At 70.0% G+C, this 14,432-nt stretch carries 16 protein-coding genes and 1 pseudogene; 8 read left to right on the plus strand and 9 right to left on the minus strand.

What is annotated here, in order from left to right; all coding sequences use genetic code 11:
- Positions 1-190 precede the first annotated feature (190 nt).
- The 3 genes and pseudogenes from OG788_RS38180 to OG788_RS38190 all read right to left on the minus strand — a co-directional run.
- Positions 191-747, minus strand: a pseudogene (locus OG788_RS38180) (glycoside hydrolase family 65 protein); the annotation flags it as partial.
- Positions 748-778: 31 nt separating this feature from the next.
- The gene (locus OG788_RS38185) at positions 779-1,654 is read right to left on the minus strand and encodes a universal stress protein (protein WP_406375547.1); all 876 of its coding nucleotides are present in this window, start codon (positions 1,652-1,654) and stop codon (positions 779-781) included.
- A 236-nt stretch (positions 1,655-1,890) separates the two neighbouring features.
- A complete protein-coding gene (locus OG788_RS38190; RefSeq protein WP_406376956.1) occupies positions 1,891-2,808 on the minus strand; it encodes a pyridoxamine 5'-phosphate oxidase family protein in 918 nt (305 codons plus the stop codon).
- A gap of 115 nt (positions 2,809-2,923) precedes the next feature.
- On the opposite strand from OG788_RS38190, the gene OG788_RS38195 reads away from it, so the two are divergent.
- Positions 2,924-3,595 carry a CBS domain-containing protein gene (locus OG788_RS38195; protein ID WP_406375548.1) on the plus strand — a complete coding sequence of 224 codons (672 nt, stop codon included), beginning with the start codon at positions 2,924-2,926 and terminating at the stop codon, positions 3,593-3,595.
- Positions 3,596-3,647: 52 nt separating this feature from the next.
- Here OG788_RS38195 and OG788_RS38200 read toward each other — a convergent pair whose 3' ends face one another.
- Positions 3,648-3,935 carry a dsRBD fold-containing protein gene (locus OG788_RS38200; RefSeq protein ID WP_406375549.1) on the minus strand — a complete coding sequence of 96 codons (288 nt, stop codon included), beginning with the start codon at positions 3,933-3,935 and terminating at the stop codon, positions 3,648-3,650.
- A 371-nt stretch (positions 3,936-4,306) separates the two neighbouring features.
- Here OG788_RS38200 and OG788_RS38205 point away from each other — a divergent pair, with 371 nt between their 5' ends.
- The 6 genes from OG788_RS38205 to OG788_RS38230 all read left to right on the plus strand — a co-directional run bounded on the left by OG788_RS38205 (position 4,307) and on the right by OG788_RS38230 (position 10,512).
- Positions 4,307-4,969: a class I SAM-dependent methyltransferase gene (locus tag OG788_RS38205; RefSeq protein WP_406375550.1), complete on the plus strand. Its 663-nt coding sequence runs from the start codon at positions 4,307-4,309 to the stop codon at positions 4,967-4,969.
- 800 nt (positions 4,970-5,769) lie between these two features.
- Positions 5,770-6,936 carry a 4Fe-4S dicluster domain-containing protein gene (locus tag OG788_RS38210; protein WP_406376957.1) on the plus strand — a complete coding sequence of 389 codons (1,167 nt, stop codon included), beginning with the start codon at positions 5,770-5,772 and terminating at the stop codon, positions 6,934-6,936.
- Between the two features lie 61 nt (positions 6,937-6,997).
- Positions 6,998-7,816, plus strand: a complete 819-nt coding sequence (locus OG788_RS38215) for an FAD/NAD(P)-binding protein (RefSeq protein ID WP_406375551.1) — start codon at positions 6,998-7,000, stop codon at positions 7,814-7,816.
- 1 nt (position 7,817) lies between these two features.
- Positions 7,818-8,696, plus strand: a complete 879-nt coding sequence (locus OG788_RS38220; RefSeq protein ID WP_406375552.1) for an oxidoreductase — start codon at positions 7,818-7,820, stop codon at positions 8,694-8,696.
- On the plus strand, positions 8,693-10,036 hold the full coding sequence (locus OG788_RS38225) for a Ni/Fe hydrogenase subunit alpha (RefSeq protein WP_406375553.1): 1,344 nt from the start codon (positions 8,693-8,695) through the stop codon (positions 10,034-10,036). The genes OG788_RS38220 and OG788_RS38225 overlap by 4 nt, the downstream gene beginning before the upstream one ends.
- Positions 10,033-10,512, plus strand: a complete 480-nt coding sequence (locus tag OG788_RS38230) for a hydrogenase maturation protease (RefSeq protein ID WP_406375554.1) — start codon at positions 10,033-10,035, stop codon at positions 10,510-10,512. Before OG788_RS38225 ends, OG788_RS38230 begins: the two co-directional genes overlap by 4 nt.
- A gap of 91 nt (positions 10,513-10,603) precedes the next feature.
- On the opposite strand, the gene OG788_RS38235 is transcribed toward OG788_RS38230, so the two are convergent.
- Positions 10,604-10,813 carry a hypothetical protein gene (locus OG788_RS38235; RefSeq protein ID WP_406375555.1) on the minus strand — a complete coding sequence of 70 codons (210 nt, stop codon included), beginning with the start codon at positions 10,811-10,813 and terminating at the stop codon, positions 10,604-10,606.
- A 397-nt stretch (positions 10,814-11,210) separates the two neighbouring features.
- On the opposite strand from OG788_RS38235, the gene OG788_RS38240 reads away from it, so the two are divergent.
- Positions 11,211-11,654 (plus strand): universal stress protein, encoded by a 444-nt coding sequence (locus OG788_RS38240; protein WP_406375556.1) that lies wholly within the window; start codon positions 11,211-11,213, stop codon positions 11,652-11,654.
- Positions 11,655-11,684: 30 nt separating this feature from the next.
- Here the strand turns inward: OG788_RS38240 and OG788_RS38245 are convergent, their stop codons facing one another.
- The 4 genes from OG788_RS38245 to OG788_RS38260 form a co-directional block, all read right to left on the minus strand.
- Positions 11,685-12,266 (minus strand): potassium channel family protein, encoded by a 582-nt coding sequence (locus OG788_RS38245; RefSeq protein ID WP_406375557.1) that lies wholly within the window; start codon positions 12,264-12,266, stop codon positions 11,685-11,687.
- Complete coding sequence (locus tag OG788_RS38250; RefSeq protein WP_406375558.1) at positions 12,253-12,681, minus strand: hypothetical protein; 429 nt, start codon at positions 12,679-12,681, stop codon at positions 12,253-12,255. The genes OG788_RS38245 and OG788_RS38250 overlap by 14 nt, the downstream gene beginning before the upstream one ends.
- Before the next feature lie 230 nt (positions 12,682-12,911).
- A complete protein-coding gene (locus OG788_RS38255; protein WP_406375559.1) occupies positions 12,912-13,403 on the minus strand; it encodes a CBS domain-containing protein in 492 nt (163 codons plus the stop codon).
- Positions 13,393-14,385 carry an Acg family FMN-binding oxidoreductase gene (locus tag OG788_RS38260; RefSeq protein ID WP_406375560.1) on the minus strand — a complete coding sequence of 331 codons (993 nt, stop codon included), beginning with the start codon at positions 14,383-14,385 and terminating at the stop codon, positions 13,393-13,395. Before OG788_RS38260 ends, OG788_RS38255 begins: the two co-directional genes overlap by 11 nt.
- Positions 14,386-14,432 lie beyond the last annotated feature (47 nt).

Consider the following 14,432-nt stretch of genomic DNA (forward strand, 5'->3'; position numbering starts at 1 on the left):
AGGAGTCCGTCGATCTGAGGCGGTCCGGCGGTCCCGCACTCATCGTCGGCGTTCAGGCGCGTTCAGGCGCGGTCAGCCGCAACGCGAGGGACCGGTCCGAAGCCGATCGGCTGGGACCGTCGCGCCGGCATCGCCCGCGACGTCCCCGGGTCTCACTTTCGGGCACGACGAGCGAGCAGGATTCCCCGGGTGCGATGTCGGCCTCCAGGGCCTCGTGGACGTACTGCCATGCGTCGGCCCGTCTGGCCTTGGCGAGGACCAGCCCGTGGTGCGCCGCGGGTAGTAGTCGACGGTTCTCCGCCAGATGTCGTCGTCCAGGCCATATCCGAGGCGCCGGAACAGCGCCGACAGTTCGGCGGGTGAGAACAGGTAGCCGAGCATGAGGACATCAGCCTGCTTGGACGCCCTGTAGCGGTTGACCGTGTCGCCCTCGGCTTCCAGGATCCGGTCCAATCGGCGGATGGCGCCGTGCTGGGTGCGGTAGGCGTCCCAGCGCAGTTCGGCAAGGTCGTCGTAGCCCTCGAACTGGCTGATGACGCCCTGCTGGAACGGCACGTGCAATCGCCGGGAGACCTCCTCCCACTTCGGCGGTTCGTCGGCTTCCAGCCGCAACCGGGAGAACAGTTCGTCGCGGCGCCACGCGGGAAGCCGCGCCAGGAGTTCCAGAGTGCGGGTGATGACCCAGGCGGCGGTGACGTTGGTGTATGCGTTGTCGGAGATTCGCCACCCGTCCCTCTCCTCCGGAGGTCGTGAAGGGTCCATCCATGTGCGCCCGTCCTCAGACCGGCTGGGGGACGACGGCGACCGGGCATTCCGAGTGGTGCAGCAGAGTGTGGGCGACCCTGCCCAACTGCAGGCCGAAGTGGCCCTGCCGCCGCTGAGCGCCGACGACGACCAGGTCGGCCTGGGCCGCGGCCTCCAGCAGGATGCGGTGCGTGGGGCCTTCGACGGTACGGCGACGGACATCGACCCGGGGGTGCTCCCGTACGGCCTCGCGCAACGCGTCATCGAGGCCGGCCGTGGCCCGCTCCTCGCGCAGTCGGGCGGCGTCATCGGCGAGCAGCATGTGGTCCACGGGCTCTTGCGACGGGTTGCGCCAGGCCCGTACCGCCGTCAGACCGCATCCGCGTGCCTGAGCTTCGAGGAAGGCGAACCGCACGGCTGCCGCTCCGCCCGACGCCGCACCGACGCCGACCACGACGCGGCCGAAGCGTCCGAGGCGGTTGGACTCCGCGCCTCGGATCACCATGACGGGGCAGACGGCGCGTGCCGCCACCGCGAGGCTGACCGAGCCCAGAAGCATCCCGGCGATCTGGCCACGCCCACGTGAACCCGTGACCACGGCGAACGACTCGCGTCCCGCACTCAGCAGCGCGGACACTGCGTCCTCCGCGAGTGCCTTGCCCGACACGTTCACCTCGGGATGGCGACGCCGGGCCCGCTCCACAGAGGAGGCGACGATGTGTTCGGCCATGACCTCCTCAGCGGAGCGGCCGGTGCTGAAGGACGGCTGGACTCCCTCGTAGGTCTCCCAACGGGAGGCGTGGACAAGTTGCAAGGGAAGTTCGTGTCGTACCGCCTCGTCCACCGCCCAGTCCACCGCCAGCAGACTGGAATCCGAACCGTCGACACCCACGACCAGCGGAAGTTCCATCGCCGTCACCGCCTTGGCTCCGTCCAGCTGCCGACAGTTCTGTCAATACCGTCGCACTGCACGCTCCGTGCCGCGACACGCGACCGACTCCGGGTGGGGCGGATCTCCGTGCAGCGTGAGAGGTGTGATGACCGCGGCGCCGAGCGTGCGTCAGCGGAGTGGCGGCCGTGGTGGGGGCGTCGGGTCCCGAATCAGCGTCGAGGATTCCGGAGGGCGTGGAACCGAACCGTCACCGTCTACTGATCGGCCGCGGTGATACGGCGGCCCGTGAGGCTCGCGGGCCGGATCGACACCCACATCTCGCGCGCACCGCCCGCCCAGGGTGTGGTGTGCGCGTCTCGGGTGAGCCTGGCCACGGCCTCGGGGTCCGTCACCAGCTCGGCGGGGCCGACGGCGAGTACGCTCCAGCCCTGGCTCAGAGCCTCGTCCACGTGGTCGACCTCGAAGGCGACCTCAGTCGTTCCTGCGGCGGCCGCGGTCACGGAGCCGGGGGCGGTCCGGAAGACGATGGCGTCATCGACGACGTCGTAATTGACCGGAACGACCGCCGGGCTGCCGTCGGACGGCGACACCGCGACGCGCCCCACGCCGTGCGTGGAGAGCAGGGTGCGGCATTCGCCCACGCTGAGGTCCCGCAGCTGGGGGTGCAACAGTGCGTAGCCCTGCCCGGGCGGGAGATCGGTACCTCCACCACGCAGAGCGGTGACGGTGGTGCCCAGCGCGTCGGCCAGCCTGATGAGCGTCGCCAGGGTCGGGTCGGCGGGACGTTCCTCCACGTAGGCGAGGTAGCCCGGTGACATGTGGGCGCGGCCGGCTGTCGCCTCCCGGCTGAGCCCCTGTCTCCGCCGTTCGACGGCCACTCGCCGGCCTATGTCGCCCGGTCCGGGCGCACCGGCCGGTGGGGCGGCAATGGACAGCGCGTCTGCCTCACCCGTGCCCGTCTGCGCCTCACGCATCGGCTCTTCCTGCTCGAGATGGTGGACGTGGGCATCGGGTCCGGGAAAGACGAGCGTCACCTCGCCGGTGTCCGACCAGCGCACGTCGTACGGGGGCGTTCCGTCCTCGTGATGGAGTCCGACGATCTCGCCGTCGCGTCTGGCGGCGCCGCTCGCCTGGCTCTCGATGACGAGTTGGTCGCCGAGGTGAGCTCGCATCATCGCCGCCCTCTCCTCAGAATGGTCTTGTGTCCAACCTGCCACGCGGGACACAGCGCCGCACAGGGCGGCGGTCCCGTATCCGCGAGGTGGGTGGCGTGTACCGGGAGGCGACATGCACCACCGAACGGTCGAGGAACTCATGAGCCGGGACGTCGTCCGGGCACGGCCTGACACGCCGTTCAAGGAGCTCGTCAGGCTGCTGGAGGAGAACGACGTGACCGCCGTACCGGTGGTGGACGAGCTGGGCCGCCCGGCGGGAGTCGTCTCAGAGGCCGACCTGTTGCGCAAGAGCGCCGACCAGAGCGACCCGTCGGGCAGGACCCCCGTCCCGCACCTGGAGGCTTGGGAGCGGGCCAAGGCCGAGGGATCGCGGGCCGACGAACTGATGTCCGCTCCCGCGGTGTGCGCGCGTCCGGAGTGGACCGTGGTCGAGGCAGCCCGTCTCATGGAGACCCAGAACGTCAAGCGGCTGCCGGTAGTGGACGAGGCGGACCGGCTCGTCGGCATCGTCAGCCGTGGGGATCTGCTGCGGATCTTCCTGCGCCGCGACGAGGCCATCCGCGAGGAGATCACGGGGGATCTTCTGCGGCACACATTGGGGATCGATCCACGGGACGTGACCGCAGAGGTGCGTGACGGGCGGGTCACCCTCACCGGCACTTTGGGGCACAGAAGTCTGATTCCCGTCCTTGAGCAGTTGTGCCGTGGCGTCGACGGCGTGGTGTCGGTCTCGGGGAACCTCGGCTACCGGACGGACGCCCGGGACGCGGCAACCGGCACCTGAACAGGGCGGACGGGCCTGAAATCGTTGGGCCGTCCATCAATGCCGCCCCGGTCTATACCGGCCATCCAAGTGGCTCAGGGGTGCTGGGCCGATGCCCTGCCGCGCCTTGGATGTCCTGTTCGGCGGTGTGCAGCAGTTGGTGGGCGAGGTCGTGCATGGCCCGGCCCGCTGCCAGTTCGTCGCCGATCTCCGGCACGCCCGTGTCCGCCGGACTGCAGTGCGCGGTTCCGCGGCCGGTGAGCGTCGTGGTGCCGGTGTCCACCACGACGTGCGCTTTCGTCGTGCCGTCGTCGTCCTCGAAGAGGTGGAGACGTACGTTCCACTGTCCCGTGTGCGCCATCGCTCTCTCCTTGCCCGCGTGGCCGCGTCCTGCTGGACTCCGTGATTCGAGCGGCGCTCGAAATGGCACCAGGGGACGGGCGAGATGTCCCGGCAAGCGGTGTCGGCCTCCGGCAGGTGTCGGTCGGCCATCTCGTCTTCCACGATCGAACGGCGACGGCCCTCGGCCACAGGGCCAAAGGTCCCTGCGGGACCGGCTACCGGCCCGGACTCGTTCTTGCGTGATCACCGGCGCTGGCAGCATGCCTCGGCGCCGCCCGTCAGGTCTCCTGACCGGCCGACGGCGGCCGTGATCGAGTACGCCCTCCGCAGCCGTTGAGCAGGCAGGGACACGTCCAGGCTGCCCCCGGAAACAGAGGGAAGAGGGAGACCGTGGCACACAAGCAGGAGCTGGCTGAGATCCAGCGGCGGCACTGGCAGGACACCTACGCCGCCCACCCGGGCATGTACGGCGAGGAGCCGTCCGAGCCCGCGGTCCATGCCGCCGCCGTGTTCAGGGCAGCAGGGGCCCAGGAGGTGCTGGAGCTGGGGGCCGGGCACGGCCGGGACGCGCTGTTCCTCGCCCGCGAGGGCTTCACCGTCCAGGGAACCGACTTCAGCCCCGTCGGGCTGGAGCAACTGCGCGACGCCGCCCGCTCCGAGGGAGTCGCTGAGCGGGTGACCACCGTGGTGCACGACGTCCGCGAGCCCCTTCCGCTGTCGGACGCCTCGGTGGACGCGGTCTTCGCGCACATGCTGCTGTGCATGGCGCTGTCGACGAAGGAGATCCACGCCCTGGTCGGCGAGGTCCGCCGTGTCCTGCGGGCCGGCGGCGCGTTCGTGTACACCGTTCGGCACACCGGCGACGCCCACTACGGCGCCGGCACCGCGCACGACGACGACATCTTCGAGCACAGCGGCTTCGCGGTCCACTTCTTCCCGCGCGAGCTGGTCGACGCCCTTGCCGCCGGCTGGATCCTGAACGAAGTCCACGCCTTCGAGGAAGGCGCGCTGCCCCGTCGCCTATGGCGCGTCACCCAGACCTTGCCCCGATAACGGATGTCCCCACGCCGTCGGCGGACGTCACCGTCGACGCCACACAGGCGGTGGACGAGCCGGGCCTGCCCCCGCTCGGCCAGGCGACTGGACCGGCCCTGCCATCGGCGCCGACAAATCCGTGGCATCCGGAGTCGACTTCAGGAACATCCCGGTGGCCAGCGCATGCCGCCAGCTGCCCGTCACCTGGCCGAATACCAGCACGGGTGGCCAGCAGACGCGCGGCCACCGACAACCCGGCCCCGTCCCGATCACCACCACCCGAGCAGTATCAAGCCCCAGCCGCCACTGGACCCGCAGTCTTCCCCTCCTCTGCTCCAGCGCGGCGGCAGCGGACGTATCGGCAGCGATATCAGAACACCTGACCGCCCCAGGTGGTCTGGGGTCATCGACCTAGACGGCCCGCACCACAAAGGCCGCGTTGCCGTGCGCCCGTGGGGCACCGGTCAGGCGCCGGTGTTCCGCCGCCCCTACATGGAGCCGGACTGAGCTGGGCGAGCAGTCCGCGCGCTCCGTGTCGTAGTCGCCCAGGTCAGGGGCGATCCGGGGGAGGGTGTCGTTTCAAATCGGCTCCCACCGCATGGCGGCCCTCCTTCCGTCGGGCCGCCTTCGACCATCCCGTCCACAAGCTGTCGGCAGCGGGCAAGTACCAGGGACCATCGGTCCCTCGTACTTCCCCGTATGGCTCTGTCGGCGCACCGCCCCGCCCGAAATGCTGCGGTAATAGGACTGTAAGGACGGCAAGCTGCGCCCGCCGTCCGCGGTGCTGAAGGAGATCGGCCATGAGTACGGACGCCGAGATGGACTCCTCCCCGCCTGCCGAGTCGGACAGCCAGGTGATGGGCAAGGACGGCATGGCCGCGCTTGTCGACGTCCTGCTCCGGCGCGGGTTCACCGTGGTCGGGCCCACGGTCCGGGACGGTGCGATCGTGCTGGCGGAGCTGTGTTCGGCCGACGAGCTGCCGTATGGATGGGGGGTTGAGCTCGAGGCCGGACGGTACCGACTTCGAGAGCGGGTGGACGGCGCAGCCTTCGCGAACGCGGCGGGCCCACAGTCGTGGAAGTCGTTCCTGCATCCGCCACGGGTGCGGGAGTGGAGCGCCGACCGGGTGAAGGGCGAGTTGGTTCTCACCGCCGACGACGCCGCGCCTCCTCGGTATGCCTTTCTGGGTGTGCGCCCCTGTGACCTGCGGGCCATCGCCATCCAGGACCAGGTCATGACAGGCGGGCTGTACCACGACCCCGTCTACGAGGGTCGGCGCTCCGGAGCACTGCTGATCGTCGTCGAGTGCACGGAGCCCGGCGCCACGTGCTTCTGTGTCTCGATGGGCACCGGACCCGCTTCCGGTCCTGGCTACGACCTGGTGATGACCGAAGTGGCCGATGAGGACGGGCACCGCTTCTGGGTTCGCAGCGGCAGCCGGGAAGGTGCGGAGATCCTGGCGGAGCTGCCCGCACGTTCGGCCGACCAGGAAACCCGGGAGGCTGCCCGCGCGGGCGTCACGGCTGCCGCGGACCGCATGGGACGGATCATGCCCGAGGCCGATCTGCGGGAACTGATGGCCGGAACGCTCGACGCGCCCCGCTGGGACGACGTCGCCGGGCGGTGCCTGACCTGCGGCAACTGCACGATGGTGTGCCCCACTTGCTTCTGTACGACCACCGAGGACGTCACCGACCTCACCGGCGACCACGCGGAGCGGTGGCGGCTGTGGGACTCCTGCTTCGACCTCGACTTCTCCCACTTGCACGGCGGGCCGGTCCGCGCCTCCTCGCGCAGCCGCTACCGGCAGTGGATGACCCACAAACTCGGCACCTGGTACGACCAGTTCGGATCGTCCGGCTGCGTGGGCTGTGGTCGCTGCATCGTATGGTGCCCGGTCGGCATCGACATCACCGAGGAGGCCGCCGCCCTGCACGACTGGACCCGGTCCGGCCCACCGACGCCGCACGAGGCGGCGCCATGACCGGGGTACCCGCATCCCAGGCTTCCGGCCCGGCCGCGCGGCTGCCGGGAAGCGGGCAGCCATGACCACCGTGATGCCCCCGCTGCCGTACCGCGTCGCCGAGACGCGGGCCGAGACCGCCGACACCCGGTCGATCGAACTGGTGCCGGCCGGACGGGAGCTCCCGCCCTTCGCACCGGGGCAGTTCGCGATGATCTACGCCTTCGGGGTCGGGGAGGTGCCCATCTCGGCCAGCGGTCTGCGCGGCCGTCACGGAGGTCTCGTGCACACCGTGCGTGCGGTGGGTGCGGCCTCGACCGCGTTGTACCGACTGCGCCCGGGCGACACAGTCGGGCTCAGCGGGCCGTACGGATCAGGCTGGGACTTGGAATCGGCTGCCGGGCACGACCTACTGGTGATCGCGGGCGGCATCGGGCTGGCCCCGCTGCGGCCGGTCGTCCACGAAGTCCTGGGCCGACCGGACGCGTACGGCCGAATCGCCATCCTGCTGGGCGCACGTACCCCGGCCGACCTGGCCTTTCGGGACGAGATCGAGAGCTGGCGCGGGCTGGCCCAACTGGAAGTGACTGTCGACCGCCACGCCCCGGGCTGGCACGGTGCCGTGGGCGTGGTGACCACGCTCCTCGATCGCCTCGAACTGGGCCCCGAACGCACCTGCGCGCTCGTGTGCGGGCCGGAAGTGATGATGCGGCACACTGCCCGCGACCTGGTCGTCCGGGGCCTGGTGCCGCACCGCGTGCAGTTGTCCCTGGAGCGCAACATGCGCTGCGCCACCGGCCATTGCGGTCACTGCCAGCTCGGCCCGCTCCTGCTGTGCCGGGACGGCCCGGTCGTCGGCTACGACCGCGTGGCACATCTGCTCCAGGTGAGGGAGTTGTGACATGACCAGCGATCCGGGAACGGCCACCGACGCGCGGCCGACGCTCGCCGTGTGGAAGTTCGCCTCCTGCGACGGCTGCCAGCTCACCCTGCTCGACTGTGAGGACGAACTCCTCGCGCTCACCGACCGCGTGCGGATCGACCACTTCCTGGAGATGACCCCGGTCGAGGGCACCGAAGGGGAGCGCGCGCGACTGGACGGCCGAGGACCGTACGATCTCTCCCTGGTCGAAGGGTCGGTCACCACCGCCGAGGACGCCGAGCGGATCCAGTACATCCGCCGTGTATCCCGGTATCTGGTGACCATCGGAGCCTGCGCAACAGCGGGCGGCATCCAGGCACTGCGCAACTTCGCCGACGTCGACGACTTCCTCGCTGCCGTCTATGCCCGCCCCGAGTACATCTCCACGCTGGAGACCTCGACAGCGATCTCGACCCATGTCCCGGTCGACTTCGAACTGCGCGGCTGCCCCATCGACCGTCGCCAGCTCCTCGAAGTCATCACCGCCTGCCTGGCCGGACGAAAGCCCCGCATCCCCAGCCACAGCGTCTGCTTCGAGTGCAAGAGGCGCGGCACCACCTGCATCACGGTGGCCCATGGAACCCCCTGCCTGGGCCCGGTCACGCACGCCGGGTGCGGCGCCATCTGCCCCGCCTACGGACGCGGGTGCTACGGCTGCTTCGGGCCCACGGGCCGGCCCAATCTGCGTTCCATGATCGATGAGCTGCGCCGCGACGGGATGAGCGAGCCTGACATCCAGCGTGTTTTCCGGACCTTCAACGCCGCGTCGCCGGAATACGCCCCCGTGCCCGAGCTCGCCGCCGAGGAGCAGCACAGCCCTCGGGCCAGGACGGAACCCCGTCCGGAAAGGCCCGCATGAACGATCGCGGAACCCGCGTCCTGAGGCTGGACGCGCTGGCCAGAGTGGAGGGCGAAGCGGCACTCCACCTGCGCGTCCAGAACGGTTCGGTCACCGAGGCACGTCTTCGCATCTACGAACCACCACGGTTCTTCGAGGCGTTCCTGATCGGCCGGGGCCATGCCGAACCCCCCGACATCACCTCACGCATCTGCGGCATCTGCCCGGTCGCCTACCAGATGAGTGCCTGTCAGGCGATCGAGAAGGCCTGCGACGTCACGGTGGACGGCCCTATCGCGGAGCTGCGCCGCCTGTTGTACTGCGGAGAATGGATCGAGAGCCACGCCCTGCACATCTATCTGTTGCACGCGCCGGACTTTCTCGGCTGCGCGGACGTACTGGGACTCGCCCGCGACCAACGCGCCGCCGTGGAGCGCGGGCTGAGAATCAAACAGGCCGGTAACGCGATCCTGGAGCAGCTCGGCGGCCGGTCCATCCACCCGGTCAACGTCCGGGTGGGCGGCTTCTACCGGACGCCGGCACCGGCCGAACTCCGACCACTGGCGGAACGGCTGTGGCGGGCCCGTGAGGATGCCTTGGAAACCGTCCGCTGGGTGGCGGCGTTCGACTTCCCCGATGCCGTGTACGACCACGATCTGCTCGCACTGCGCGACCCTGGCCGCTATGCCATCGATTCCGGGATACCCGCTGTCATGGCCGCGGAGCAGGGCCCGGCGCTGCGCGAGTTCCCGGTGCTGGATTTCGAGGAGCACGTCCGGGAAGGACAGGTACCGTACTCCACCGCCCGGACTGCCACGCTGGACGGCCGCCGCGTCCTCACCGGTCCACTGGCCCGCTATGCGATCAGCGGCCGGTGGCTGTATCCCGTGGCGGCCGAGGCGGCACGGGACGCCGGGTTGGGCGATCCGGCCGACGGTGCGGTCTGTGACAATCCCTTCCGGAGCATCGTCGTACGTGCCGTGGAAGTGGTGCAGGCCGTCGAGGAAGCCTTGCAGATCATCGACGGATACGAACCGCCTTCCCGGCCGGCGGTGCAGGTCCCGCCGCGCGAGGCGGTCGGTGCGGGGGCCACTGAGGCACCACGGGGTCTGCTGTACCACCGCTATGCCCTTGCCGAGGACGGCACGCTCACTGCGGCCCGCATCATTCCGCCCACCGCCCAGAACCAGACGGCCATCGAGGAGGACGTGCGCAGGGCGGTCCAGGCCCGCCTGGACAGAGAGGGACCCGCTGCCGACGACGAGGAGCTGACCCACCTGTGCGAACGAGCCATCCGCAATCACGATCCCTGCATCTCCTGCGCCGCCCACTTCCTCGACCTGACCCTGGACCGCGCATGAGCGGCCGGATCGTGGTGATCGGCGTGGGCAATCCCCTGCGCGGGGACGACGGGATCGGCCCGGCGGTGGTGGAGGCACTGCGAGGCCGTGTGCCCGACGGCACCGTCCTGGCAGTCAGCGACGGTGAACCCGCGCGCCTGCTAGGCATATGGCGTGGGGCCGACACCGTGGTCATCGTGGAAGCCCTGCGCACCCGGCCCGCCCGCCCGGGTGCGCTGCACACCCTGACACCGGCGGAGGCGGCCGGCCACTCACGGGGCACGGCGAGCACGCACGGCTTCGGTCTCGGGGACTGCCTTGCCCTGGCGGAGGCCCTCGACCTGCTGCCGCCGAGGCTCGTGGTGCACGCGGTGGAGGTGGCCGATGTCGAGCTCGGCACGCCTCTGAGCGATGCGGTGCGGTCCGCCCTCCCCGAATTGACCGACCGAGCCGCCGCTTCCGTACGACAGGCCTACGCGCGGAGGGATGAGCCGTAGGGGGCCGAAGAGCATGGACGTGGGCCGAGAGCCTCCCGCGCTTTCCAGGATCGGGGCATGCAACGGACAAGCCGGCCTGCGTGTCCCGTTCTCAGCCGAAGAGGTTCGGCACCCGGATGGTTTCGACGCGCCGCCACTTGCCGTCCGGCAGCAGCATCCGCTCGTCGACCGTGCCGTAAGCGCGCAGGCGGACGGGATCCACGGTCCAGGCGGCGGGTGGTGGGACCTTCCTGATCGGCGGCAACGGGGTGCCGTGGCGGGCGCGCTTGGCTCGCGGGCCGACTCGGGTCGGTTCACTCATCGCCGCTCCGTCCTCAGATCTGTGCCGCGGCGCCCGTCTTCGATGCCAAGGCGCTGATGCCACCATGGTGTCATCGCCAAGCCGCCCGAGGGTCAGGACTTCGCGGTGATCGCTGGTGTGGTGATGGCTTCGCTACCGCGCTCGGCGGCGGTGCCACCGCCTATGGCGTGTGGGACCGTCGACAGGAGCGTCGGGCGCCGTCGGCTGGCCCGGTGGAACCGCGAGTGGGAGAGCGTGGAGCCCGACTGGACGAGGCGCTGTAGGCGCTGAGGGCGCGCCGACGTCCGTCATCCCGCCGGATGCGCATCTCTGGCGGTCTGGCGATGGGGCCCGCAACGTGGAGACCAGGGGCGGACCGGCCAGGTGGGCGACCACCTACCAGGGAGAGGCGAGACACATGGACAGGGATGTCTCCGAGCGACGAGTGGTGGTCGGTGTCGACGGGTCGCCGTCCTCGTACGAGGCTTTGCGCTGGGCCGTGAACTATGCGGGTTTGGTCGGTGCCGTCGTGGAAGCGGTTGCGGTGTGGGAGCTTCCGGGCCTGTACGGCTGGTCGGGGCCCGCTGTGGACATGGATGTCGACGAGGACGAGACCGGGCAGCGGATCCGGACGGAGATGGCCGATGTCCTCGGCCCGGACGCGGCCGACTCGGTTCGGACCCATGTGGTGCACGGCAATACCGCCGACGTGCTGCTGCGGGCTGCCGAGGGTGCCGAGGTTCTGGTCGTCGGCAGCCGGGGCAGGGGTGGGTTCGCGAGTGCGCTGCTCGGGTCCGTCAGCCAGCACGTGTCGCAGCATGCGACCTGCCCGGTCGTGATCGTTCGTACCGAGAAGAAGTGACCCGAGGCAGGGGTCGCTGTCGGATCTCGGCTACTGGAAGGCCGCGTGGATCTCCTGCTCGGTCGCCTCGTGTGACACGAGCAGCAGTTCGTCGCCCGGCTGGAGCCGTACCCCCGGACCGGGAACCGTGGGCCGGCCGTCGCGGACGAAGGTGGCGACGACTGTGCCGGATGGCAGGGGGATCTCGCTCAGTACGTGCCCCGCGGCTCGGGACCGCTCGGTGATCTCGGTCTCGATCGCCTCGACACCCGCTTTGCTCAGTCGCAGGAGCGCCACCGTGTCCGTGGCACCGGTGGCCTCCTCGATGAGGGAGATCAGCGGGGTGGCCGCGGGTACGGCCACGTCGACGCCCCACTGCTGGTCGAAGAGCCAGGCGTTCTCGGCGTCGTTGACGCGTGCGGCGACCCGCCCGACTCCGAACTGCCGCGTGGCGAGCAGGCTGATGACGAGGTTGTCCTCGTCCCTGCCAGTGGTGGAGATGACGAGATCGCAGGTGAGCGCTCCGGCGTGCTCCAGGAGGGAGGAGTCGCAGGCGTCCCCGGCCACCATGCGCACGCGCGGCAGGGCCGCAAGTTCGGCCACGCGGTCGTCGTCCTGTTCAATGAGGATCACCTCGTGATCGCTCTCCGGTGAGCGCCGCGTTGTTGACGGCGGCCTCCTGGGCCTCGACCAACCGGCAGTCGGCCGGCACCGCGTCCCCGGCCTCCAGAATCACGACATCGCCCGGCACCAGCTCTGGCGCAGGCGGCTCCCGCCGTTCCCCGTCCCGCAGCACACGGCAGCTGTGGGACACCATCGCCTGCAGAGATTCCGCCGTGCGCTCGGCGGCGTATTCCTGCGCGAAGCCGATGCCGGCGTTCAGGAGCACCACTCCAACGATGGCCACGGCCAGTTGAAGCGTGGCGGGATCCCGAGGCTGTTCCAGGAAGTATGCGAGGAAGGTGATCGCCGAGGCGACGAGCAGCACGACCGCGAAGAGGTCGGTGAACTGCGTGACAAGCTGACGCCACACGTGGCCATGGCTCACGCCGGGCAGCTCGTTGGGGCCAGGGCGGGCCTGCCGCTCAGCTGCCTCGGTCGGAGGGGGCCGCGCGGGGTGCTGCCCATGGCGGCGAAGACGTCAGGGACCGGCAGGGAGGGGAGGGATGATGCGACGGCATGCCGATCCAGAAGCGGCGCTGCTGCTGTGCCAGTGACGCTCGTGGGTGGGCCCGTCCTCGTGCAGAGCGGCCGTCCCCTCCTCAGCCGATTTGGCGCTCATCCTTGGGAACCGGCCTGTGAAGATGGTGCCGGAGGCTCTCGTAGGACGCTTCCGGCGAGCGGGCCGAGCAGGTCGGCGAGCCTGCGGAAAACGTCCAGAAACAGGTCGTCGATCGCCAGTACGCCCACCACCCGGTCTGCCTCAAGGACGGGAAGCCGGCGGACGCCCGTGCGACGGAAAGTCCCGTAGGCCGCCTGGAGGTCGTCGGTGGCTTGGACCGTGATGACGCGTGGTGACATGACCGCGTCCACCCGGGCCCTTGTGCCCAGGCTGCCACCCATACCGCGTACCGCGAGGTCGCGGTCGGTCACTATGCCGTGCAGTACTCCGTCCTCGACCACGAGAACCGACCCGACGGCGTACTCAGCCATCTGTCTGGCCACCTCGACCAGGGGGACATGAGGAGCCACGCACACGGGAGGCGTAGTCATCACTTCCGAGACCTTCATGCGACTACTCCTCACTGATGGGAAGGCGTCAGAGGACATCGAGCAGATCGGCCACCGGCCGCCGTGGGCTCGCCTCGCCCTCGGGGCCGTAGCCCAGGCGGATCACCATCTGGACGTGCGTCATAGCCGAGACGGGGTCACGGACGGCCCACCGGATTTCCGGCCACTCCAGTGGCTGGGAAGTGACGGAGGCGACCAGTCCGTCTGTGGTGGCCCGGAGCAGGACCCGCTCCAGTGCCTGACCGGCACACAGCCAGTCCACCGGCTCGTCACGGGCCGTCCCGAGCAAAGCGATATTCGGGTTCTTCTCGAAGAGTGCCCAGCCGCGCCCGGGCACCGGACGGCCGACGGCGAAGTCACGTACAGGCGCCGAGGTTCCGCGCTGCCGGGGGCCGAAGGCCTCGCCGGGGATGCCATCTGTCGCCCCGGTGGTGGCAGCTGACGGCTCTGCACGCGTCCACCGAGCCGTTTCCTCGCGCACTCCCGGGTCGAGTGCCTCCCGGCCTTCGGCGTCCCGCACCAGCTCGAGGATCGACTGCACATGCCAGGGGTCGGGGAACACCAATTCCGCGCCCTCGACACGGGCCGCCTCGGACAGCATTTCCTTCATGGCGACGGAGATTCCCTCGTCGTGGAAGGGTAGGCGGCTGGAGTGACGGCGGTGGATCGAGGGGGCCAGGGGGGCGAGCGTGCCGTCCGGTGATCCGGAGCCGCGCAGGTCCACCTCGGCGAGGAACTCTGCGAATGCGGGATCGGGTAGCAGCCGGAGGACCGGCGCCAGCCCAGCCGCGGCGGCGGCTGCGCGCAGATTCAGCAGCGCGGCGCCGCAGCTTATGAGCAGTCCTCGATTCTCCGGATCGGTACGCGGCAGTGCGCGCTCCAGGTCGGCGTACAACCGCAGGACGCCCATGTCCCGCAGATAGCGGAACGCCCAGGGCTGTGCGTTGTGCAGCGAGGGCGCAGCCGTGGCGTCCGCTACGAGCGCCTCGACGGTGCTCACGTGAAGAGGTTCTGCGTTCACGGTGGCTTCCCTTCGCGTGGGCATGCGGCGGCAACGGTCAGCCAGAT

Origin of the sequence: Streptomyces sp. NBC_00647 (assembly GCF_045207245.1) — a bacterium.
Lineage (GTDB): Bacteria > Actinomycetota > Actinomycetes > Streptomycetales > Streptomycetaceae > Streptomyces.

What these genes read in the sequence shown, in the direction of transcription:
- OG788_RS38235 (WP_406375555.1), bottom strand. Translation starts at nt 10,813, where the DNA reads ATGAGTGAACCGACCCGAGTCGGCCCGCGAGCCAAGCGCGCCCGCCAC.
- OG788_RS38190 (WP_406376956.1), bottom strand. Translation starts at nt 2,808, where the DNA reads ATGCGAGCTCACCTCGGCGACCAACTCGTCATCGAGAGCCAGGCGAGC.
- OG788_RS38195 (WP_406375548.1), top strand. Translation starts at nt 2,924, where the DNA reads ATGCACCACCGAACGGTCGAGGAACTCATGAGCCGGGACGTCGTCCGG.
- OG788_RS38185 (WP_406375547.1), bottom strand. Translation starts at nt 1,654, where the DNA reads ATGGAACTTCCGCTGGTCGTGGGTGTCGACGGTTCGGATTCCAGTCTG.
- OG788_RS38230 (WP_406375554.1), top strand. Translation starts at nt 10,033, where the DNA reads ATGAGCGGCCGGATCGTGGTGATCGGCGTGGGCAATCCCCTGCGCGGG.
- OG788_RS38220 (WP_406375552.1), top strand. Translation starts at nt 7,818, where the DNA reads ATGACCAGCGATCCGGGAACGGCCACCGACGCGCGGCCGACGCTCGCC.
- OG788_RS38210 (WP_406376957.1), top strand. Translation starts at nt 5,770, where the DNA reads ATGGACTCCTCCCCGCCTGCCGAGTCGGACAGCCAGGTGATGGGCAAG.
- OG788_RS38200 (WP_406375549.1), bottom strand. Translation starts at nt 3,935, where the DNA reads ATGGCGCACACGGGACAGTGGAACGTACGTCTCCACCTCTTCGAGGAC.
- OG788_RS38240 (WP_406375556.1), top strand. Translation starts at nt 11,211, where the DNA reads ATGGACAGGGATGTCTCCGAGCGACGAGTGGTGGTCGGTGTCGACGGG.
- OG788_RS38225 (WP_406375553.1), top strand. Translation starts at nt 8,693, where the DNA reads ATGAACGATCGCGGAACCCGCGTCCTGAGGCTGGACGCGCTGGCCAGA.
- OG788_RS38255 (WP_406375559.1), bottom strand. Translation starts at nt 13,403, where the DNA reads ATGTCCTCTGACGCCTTCCCATCAGTGAGGAGTAGTCGCATGAAGGTC.
- OG788_RS38215 (WP_406375551.1), top strand. Translation starts at nt 6,998, where the DNA reads ATGACCACCGTGATGCCCCCGCTGCCGTACCGCGTCGCCGAGACGCGG.